The sequence below is a fragment of the Ideonella sp. P3_A4 genome (genome assembly GCF_056403075.1).
Map to the genome: position 1 here is coordinate 1 of NZ_JBFUGE010000453.1, position 4,903 is coordinate 4,903.

The following is a 4,903-nucleotide window of genomic DNA, read 5'->3' on the forward strand; positions in this document are numbered from 1 at the left end:
GTACATGCCCATGCTGCGCGTGTCGGAGAAGTAGTTGTTCTCGAAGCGCACGCCGCGGTTCTCGCCGGTTGCGTCGCCGGCCACCGGCTCCATGAACATCGAGACGAGGTTGCTGGCCGCGCCGATGAAGATGTTGTTGCGCACGCGCAGCTCACCCTCGCGCATCCCGATCTGGAAGTTGCCGTCCTGGAAGGGCTGGAAGGCCGCGCGCCAATCGACCGCCGCCGGGCCGAACACGTTGTGGTGCACATCCGTCAGGCCTTTGAGCTGGCTGATCTGGATCGCCTCGGTGCCGGTGCGCAGCACGCGGTTGTTGAAGATCTTCCAGTTGCGGATCGCGTGCTGCGGCTGGCCGCTGCGGCTGCCGATGTACATGCCCTCGCTGCCGGTGTCGTGGATGTACATGTCGTGCACCGAGACGTCTGCCATCGTCGCGGTGCTGTCGTTGTCGGTCTTGGCCAGGAGGCCCGCAAAACCGAGCCGGGTGATCTCGATGTACTCGAGCTCGAAGGCTGTCGCGCGGCCGCCGATCGCGAGGCCCGACACGCTCTCGACCGAGTGCTCGTCGTCGACCGTGATGCCGTAGCGGCCCTGGCTGTTGGCGAAGGCACCGCCGCGGTGGCCGGGGTAGGCCGCGTCGCCGGTCAGCGAGATCGGGTCGTAGCGACCGGTCAGCACCCAGTTCGAACCACCGGCGAGCTTGAGCAGGTAGTAGTGGCCGAGCCCGCCGACACGCACCTGGCCGCCCTGATTGGTGATGACCAGCCGCCGATCGAGGCTGCGCTGCGGCAGGTTGCCGATGTAGATGAACTTGAAGTGGCCGGGGCGCAGGTAGAGCCTGTCGAGGTGGGCCCAGTCGACCTCGGGGAACGTGGCCTGGATGTCGGCCAGGTAGATCGTCGTGTCGGTGATCTTGCCGGGCAGGCTGGCCGGCAGCGTGAAGGTCAAGCTCGGCACGCCGTAGACGCCGTCGACCGGGGGCCAGTCGGCCGCCGCGGCGAAGCGTGGGGCGATCAATCCCACCACGCACACCAGACTTGCAAGCCAGGCGGCCCAGCGCCGCGCAGCACCGCCGCGAATCTTGTTCATCGTCTGCTCCCTGTGTCGCGGGCGCCGGCCGGCTGTACCGGCTCAGCGCCCGTCAGTCCGGTTCACTCGTCAGCGTCGTCGGTGGTCTCGATCGCCGACTGTTCGGCCAGCGCCTGGCCCAGCACCGAATCGCTGGCCATCGCGTTGCCCGGCCGCAGCGGGAACTGCTTGGTCGTCTTGACCACCTGGCCTGGCGAGAGCGCGACGTTGTTGAGCTTGACGACCTGGCCGTAGACATCGGTCAGCTTGAAGTCGTATGGCCCGGTGCCCATGCCGCCCGGCGGGATGAACACGTTGTACATCTCGCGCGGCGAGATCTTGTAGGTGCTGCCGCTGCCCGTCACGCGCCAGGCCAGCTTGGCCACCGGGTAGCGGTGGTCGCGCACCTGCACCGAGGTCCACCACTGGCTGGAACCGGGGTCGAAGTACAGCGAGAGCGTCGGCGGCGTGCAGGCGACGTACTTCCAGCGGATCGGGATACGGCCCTGCACCAGGTCGGCGATCTGCGCAAAGGCCTCCTGGTCCAGATCGACATCACCCGGCGCGCACTCGGGGCAGCGGTCGTCGATGCGCACCTGCACCGATTTGCCGTTGGCCGGGTTGGTGACGACGATGCAGCCGCCGCAGGCTTTCGCGCCGTCGTAGTCGGTGTGGTTCATCGCCGCCGTCAGGATCGTCGGCGGAGGAAAGCTGCAGTTGCCGCCCTCGGTGTACTGGTAGAACGTGCCGTCGCCTTCGTGCACCGTCTTCCAGCCACCGGTCGCCTGCTGCTGGGCGCTGGCGCCCGCAGCGGCCAAAGCCAGCGCGATGCCGACCCATGCCTTCAAAGTCCTCATTCCGCTCATGCTCGCCTCCTCGTGTGGTTGCGCAGCGATTGTGCGAAGGGGCGCGGCGGCTGTGTGCAAGCGCTGCCAGCTGGCGCGCAATAAAGGCTTCCAGATGTATCAGCAACGCCTCGGCCTGTTGGCGCTACGCCTCTTCCGCGGGGCAATGCAAAACCGGCGCGCGAGGCGCGACGCCAGGCTCACGCTCGCCGGGCTCCTTGAACAGGGTCTGGATCGCGTCCAGAAAATGGGTGGACGGTGGGTTCAAGGTATTGAACGAGCGGCCGGTGTCGTCTTCCTGCTCGATGAGGAAGTTGCCGACTTGCAGCTGCCCGACGAGCCACTGCACGAAGGCCGTGACGTTCGGTGCGATCGCACGTTTGCGGTCCTCGTCGCGGCCAAAGTTGATCACCTGGCCACGGATGCCGTTCACACCCGGATCGAGGTCGATGCCCAGGTGGTTGCCACCCCAATCGTAGGCAAAGGGAATCCACAGCTTGTTGGCATACACCTGTTTCACCACACCCGGTTTCACCGAGACGCTGGATTCGTTCATCGATTTCGGGTCCGAGGAATGGTCGATCACCGAGACCCAGGTCTTCCACTGTTCCAGCACCCGATCCAGGGACAGGAAGGTCAGGCCATACCAAGGTCCGGTATTGACCTCCTTGTCCTTCTGGCCGTCGTGCCACTTGTGTAGAGCGCGCGGAAGTCGTCTGGCAACGGCGCGCCGATCTTGGCCGACAGACGATCCAACTGCGCGTCGGTCGCGCCGGGGTTCAAGTCGGCCGCCACCTCAGGCAGGTGTCGCGCCAGCCACACATCCAGATCGGCCAGCGGACCTGCCGCAAGGCCGCGCGCTCGGGCCAATGCCGGCTCCACACCCAACAGTGCAATGGCCTTCACCATCTGCCGGCGGCGGCGCGACAGCCCCGAGGTCTCGTTCGGAATTCTGTTCATTTTGTCTCCCTGATCAGACATGTCGCGCGATCATCCCGGGCCGGCTACGTGGTGAGCAATCGTGACGCGCCGGCACGCATCGGCGACTCACCGAGTGTCCTTGTCCCCGATGGCCTTGCAGTGGCTCGAAATGCGCGTCCAACGCTGCACGCTTTCGATTTCGGGTTCATTCGAAGCAGATGCCCCACCGCCACGAATGGCGGCGATCTGCTGCCGCAACGCCGCGGCCTCTTCGGGTGGCGCGACCCGGGCCCGGGCTTCCATCTTCTCGATGACCGGCGCCATCGCCTGGGCCACCTGGGCAGGCATGGGCTGCGGCGCGGCCGGCGCAGGCTTGCTCTTCAACGTCTTCTCCCACTCGTCCGGGCCGATCTTTCGCAGCGAGATCTGCTGCGCTCGGCCTTCGCAGGTGAACGAGGCCGTCAACGAGTCGCCATGCGTTTCGCTTTTGGCGCGGCAGTTGCCGGCGGCGATGGAAGTGGCCGGGCCCTGGCATTCGTTGTGCGGACCGTCGCCGGGATACACCGTGACCACGGGCTGGGGGGCCGACGGCGACTTGGTGGTCACCGTGAGACGGCCGGTGGTGCCATCGGTTTGCTCGAGTCGCTCCATCACCCCCATCGGGGTTACCCAACGCGTGGTGGAGGTCAAGTCGACCCGGTACAGCCCGGGTGGCGGGATCGCCTGGGCCAGGCACGACATGGATGGAGCGAGCAGGAGGCAGGCCAGGGGCCAGGCCGGGGAAGAAACAGGTTTCATCGGAAGGGGCCGGAGCTTGTCAGATCATCGATTCGCAGGGGTGGACCAAGACACTTGCGAGGAACGGTCGCGCGAAAGCGGCTGACCAGAGCGTCGGCGCATTGTTCACGCCCCTGATCCGTCTTTGCTGAACGCGCGATGCTGCCAACTTCGCGCGATCGCAGCAAATTCAGTTCTGGGGGGATGCAACCCGGGCGCCTGAGGCAGGCCAGCGATAAGCCATCACGCACTCGAGCGGGTACGCGTTCTCGCACACAGATCCGAGCTGGTTGCCGCCGAGCAGCCAGACCTGTTGCGCATCGTGGCGCAGGTAGAAGCCGACGTGGCCCTTCCAGCTGTCGGGGGCTTCGCGCCAGAGCACGGCGATGCAGCCGGGCCGTGGCGTGTCGATGACCTCACCCCAGTCGAGCCAGGTACGCGCAAGCGCCAGGCCGGTGCCGGTCACGCCCACTTGCCCAAGACACCAGTGCACGAACGACGAGCACCACGAGACCTTGTCGTCGTAACCGGCGATATTGGTGCCAGCGTGGTACGCGGTGATGCGTGGGTTGCACTGGCCTTCGGGCCAGGCCGCCACGCCCACTTCACCGAGTGCGACGTCCAGCCAAGGAGCGTCGGCACTCATTGAGCATCCTCCGCACCGTGGACATCGGAATTCACCTTGGGAGCGGCCCGGCGGCTCATGCGGCAGCGAACTCTCGGTGGTATCTGACGAAGCCGCGCTTGGCCTGACCGTCAAAGCCTTGGCGTTCGAAGAACCGGTGCGCGTCGGTGCGGCCCACTGCGCTCATCACCATGATCTTGCTGCAGCCAGCGTCGCGGCAACACGCCTCGGCATGCCGAAGCAACCTCTCGCCGATCCGCGCGCCGCGGCACACCTCATCGACGACGAGGTTCTCGATCAGCGCGAAAGGCTGGTGTCCGAACATTACGTCGGCGCAGAGACTGAGCAACAAAGTGCCACAGACCTCGTCGTGCCGCTCTGCCACCAGCAAGCACGTGGCCGGATCCCTGGCAAGTTCCGCCAGGCGCTCGGGTAGCACTTGCACCGACGGGTTGGTGACGAGCTGGCGATAGAGCGCTTCAACGGCCACAGCGTCCGCCGCCACGGCGCGTCGGACGAAGACATCGGCCGACATCAGCCCGTCACCCCGTCGGCGCGAAACATTGCCTTGATGCCGCGCACGGCTTGGCGGATGCGGCTCTCGTTTTCGATCAGCGCGAAGCGCACATGGTCGTCGCCGTGGTCACCGAAGCCGATGCCGGGGCTC

At 66.1% G+C, this 4,903-nt stretch carries 6 protein-coding genes and 2 pseudogenes; all 8 read right to left on the reverse strand.

All coding sequences use genetic code 11. The annotated features are described in order from the left end of the window. Nucleotides 1-1,089, reverse strand: a 1,089-nt coding sequence (locus AC1DYI_RS26560; protein WP_477207128.1) for a hypothetical protein, incomplete at its 3' end; no start/stop codon positions are given. A gap of 62 nt (nucleotides 1,090-1,151) precedes the next feature. After that, nucleotides 1,152-1,925 (reverse strand): expansin EXLX1 family cellulose-binding protein, encoded by a 774-nt coding sequence (locus AC1DYI_RS26565; protein WP_477207129.1) that lies wholly within the window; start codon nucleotides 1,923-1,925, stop codon nucleotides 1,152-1,154. A gap of 133 nt (nucleotides 1,926-2,058) precedes the next feature. Beyond that, a pseudogene (locus AC1DYI_RS26570) lies at nucleotides 2,059-2,559 on the reverse strand (SMI1/KNR4 family protein); the annotation flags it as partial. Beyond that, on the reverse strand, nucleotides 2,550-2,894 hold the full coding sequence (locus AC1DYI_RS26575; RefSeq protein WP_477207130.1) for a hypothetical protein: 345 nt from the start codon (nucleotides 2,892-2,894) through the stop codon (nucleotides 2,550-2,552). The gene AC1DYI_RS26575 and the pseudogene AC1DYI_RS26570, both read right to left, overlap by 10 nt. A 66-nt stretch (nucleotides 2,895-2,960) precedes the next feature. Then, nucleotides 2,961-3,575, reverse strand: a complete 615-nt coding sequence (locus tag AC1DYI_RS26580; RefSeq protein ID WP_477207131.1) for a hypothetical protein — start codon at nucleotides 3,573-3,575, stop codon at nucleotides 2,961-2,963. A gap of 226 nt (nucleotides 3,576-3,801) precedes the next feature. Next, nucleotides 3,802-4,257, reverse strand: coding sequence for a TIGR02594 family protein (locus AC1DYI_RS26585; RefSeq protein ID WP_477207132.1), 456 nt, complete (start codon nucleotides 4,255-4,257; stop codon nucleotides 3,802-3,804). A 55-nt stretch (nucleotides 4,258-4,312) separates the two neighbouring features. Continuing rightward, entirely contained in the window at nucleotides 4,313-4,771 is a 459-nt protein-coding gene (locus AC1DYI_RS26590; protein WP_477207133.1) for a GNAT family N-acetyltransferase, read from the reverse strand. Further along, nucleotides 4,771-4,903 (reverse strand): annotated as a pseudogene (locus AC1DYI_RS26595) (alanine transaminase); the annotation flags it as partial. The pseudogene AC1DYI_RS26595 and the gene AC1DYI_RS26590, both read right to left, overlap by 1 nt.